This window comes from Algoriphagus sp., from assembly GCF_046296635.1.
In the GTDB taxonomy this organism is placed as follows: Bacteria; Bacteroidota; Bacteroidia; order Cytophagales; family Cyclobacteriaceae; genus Algoriphagus.
This window is the reverse complement of sequence record NZ_JBKBKZ010000054.1, coordinates 1-2,257: the sequence shown is the minus strand read 5'-3', so window position 1 is coordinate 2,257 and position 2,257 is coordinate 1. Positions and strand designations below refer to the sequence as shown.

The 2,257-nt window shown below is 42.2% G+C and carries 2 protein-coding genes; both read right to left on the bottom strand.

The features are described from left to right. Positions 1-990 precede the first annotated feature (990 nt). A complete protein-coding gene (locus ACK4HU_RS21915; protein ID WP_409810342.1) occupies positions 991-1,446 on the bottom strand; it encodes an HAD domain-containing protein in 456 nt (151 codons plus the stop codon). A gap of 19 nt (positions 1,447-1,465) precedes the next feature. Continuing rightward, positions 1,466-1,771, bottom strand: coding sequence for a hypothetical protein (locus tag ACK4HU_RS21910; RefSeq protein ID WP_409810339.1), 306 nt, complete (start codon positions 1,769-1,771; stop codon positions 1,466-1,468). Between the last annotated feature and the right edge of the window lie 486 nt (positions 1,772-2,257).

The window sequence follows — 2,257 nt, the reverse complement described above, 5'->3', positions numbered from 1 at the left end:
ATCATGTATTTTATGCTTTTTGTGATCGTGGCCTTTATGGACTGGCAGAAAACCAATCGCATCCGAAAGCGCGGTGAAATCTTCAATCGAGTCGTCGAAGAAGAGCGACGCAACCGGGAATTAGCCGAAGCCGGCAACCTTTGAGGTTTTAATCTTTACAGACCTTTAAGAATAATTTTACTATCCTGCCGCTTTGAATAGAACCTCGAAGGTTTCATGATTCTTTTTTCTCGTTCCTCCCGGGATCCTATCGTAAGTCCAATTCGACCCCAAATTCCCAAATCATTCCACCGCACCTCCCCCTTGGACCACAATTTTTATTGGGACGAGTCAGCTTATTAAAGGGGGTAGGGGCCTGCCCGGTCCGCCGCGGCGGATCGGGGGGATTTGGTTTTAATCTTCAATACATTTTCCTAACCTCCTAACCTCCTATTTCCATTGCGCTGGCAACAGCATCCTTTCCAAATTAACAAACTGCGCCATCGCTGGTTAAAAACGCCACCATTCTCACCCAGCTTTAAAAAGCTGGGCTATTAAAGACCCTCCTTCAGCAACAACGACAACAACGATAACCCTTCCTTCCTAGTCCCATGCGAAGCTCACAACCACTACAACCATGACAACCCGACAACCATGACAACAACGACAACAACGACAACCCGACAACAACGACAACAACGACAACCCGACAACAACGACAACAATGACAACCTTCTAAACCTCCAAACCTCCAACCTCCCAAACTTCTGTGCTGAGCGACGGTTGGTGAGCTCGGCTACTGAGCTAGTCGAAGTATGTCTAACCAAGTCGAAGCATCTCAACTCCTGTGCTGAGCAGATTGCCCGCCGCAACGGGGAGTCGAAGCACTTGTGCTGAGCGTAGTCGAAGCATCCAATCACATCATCAGACATAAAAAAAGATCCATCTTATCGGACAGGCTTTAGTTCTTTAACTTGGTAACGTTTAAATCTCAATTTTCATTTTAGGAACTCAAGCTGGAGCTAATATCAACCCATTAACATCTTTCAAATTTTCCGGAGTAAGACCAACTAATGAGCTGGTAATGACCAAATGATCTTTGAGATCTCTAGGTAGATCGAATAGGGTTTTATCGTCATCAATTATGACAAAGACCTTCGGTTTTACATGGGCCGAAAACCATTGCTGGATTTCATCTTTTCGTTTACCATGCGTTTTAGAAGAAGGAAGTCGATCAAGATTTTTAACATGTAATCCACGCTTTGCAAATATTTCTTTCCATTCCTGAATAGTAAATCGATCTCTGTGACTGGTGCTCAGAATTATTTTTGAGCCAGGGAAAAGAATGCTTTTTAGCCCTTGGACGGCCTTTTCTGAAAACATAGGGAATCCATCCTCCATTAATTCTGGAGTTTTCCAACTAGCAGCAGGAACCATCACACCGTCTATATCTAAGAAAATCAACATTTTACAAAATTCATTTAAATTATTCGATTCTTTCAAGAAGTACTTCGAGACTTATATCATTGTATTTCGTGTCCTGTTCGTTTAATAGCTTCACTTTGGCAGGGGTATCCCAATCATCATTAGTTAGGACTACGTCTGACCAATAAAATGTCTTTTTTGCTTGTGATCTTAGACCCGGAACTCGATCAAGGTCGTAGTTTGCCAACAAAGAAGCGACATATCTATGATGTCCATCAATTATAACACCATCATCAATCTGTATACTACTAAATTTAAGATTGAGAATCATTTTCTTATAAATCCGCTCAATTATTGGTACACTCAAGTGTTCGTGAGTTGAGATAAGTTCGATACTCTCGCTTTTTAGTAGTGATTCATTTCGTTCCTGAAAACTCATCAGTTTAACATTAGCAAAATCAAGATAGTTTCTTGTTTTGAATTTGTAATTAATTGATAAAGAATTTCTGCAAGGCTATTCATTAAGATGAATGAATCCGGAACATCAAAACTCTGCGGTTTTGAATTTCCAGACTCAGATAAAAGGACTTTTCTTAAATCACAGAATAGTGAACTCACGCACCTCGAATCTGATAGCTATCGGGACAATGTTAAGGTCCTATGAAAAGATATGCAATTCGACCTTCTTTTCCATTGCGCTGGCGTCAACCCTATTTTTCCAATCAACATCCCGCGCCATCGCTGGGAAAATGCTTAACCTTCATAACCCAGGGTTGCACCCTGGGCTACGCCACGGCGCACAAGTATTCACAGTTGGACCCTCCCGAAATCGCTGCGCTCATCGGGACTGCCG